This is a genomic window from Brevibacterium sp. SIMBA_078 (assembly GCF_046534565.1).
Taxonomy (GTDB): Bacteria; Actinomycetota; Actinomycetes; order Actinomycetales; family Brevibacteriaceae; genus Brevibacterium.
Genome location: NZ_JAWRYQ010000252.1, coordinates 1 through 268, shown reverse-complemented (window position 1 = coordinate 268; position 268 = coordinate 1). Strand labels below are relative to the sequence as shown.

The 268-nt window shown below is 34.0% G+C and carries 1 protein-coding gene; it reads left to right on the top strand.

Annotated elements, in window-relative coordinates:
- Positions 1-268: hypothetical protein (locus SB749_RS19625; protein WP_410711781.1), on the top strand; the 268-nt coding region annotated here is incomplete at both ends.

Here is a 268-nt window from a genome sequence, read left to right as displayed (position 1 = left end):
AGCAATGGATGCAGTCGAACAGTATGACCATGAAGTGGCATTAATCATCCTTCAAGAAGTGATTGATCATAAAACGGCATTGCAAACTGTAAGGGATGAAGCACAAAGAATTTTCAATCAACTAAAAGAAGACCATGTACTAGTTTCAAATGTTGAACAACAATTGGGTGTAATCAACGAATTGATAAAACAAGAAAATTATCAATCTGCTCAAGAAAAACTTCAGCAATTACAAGAGAAAATGGGCACAAATGAATTATTAGTAACC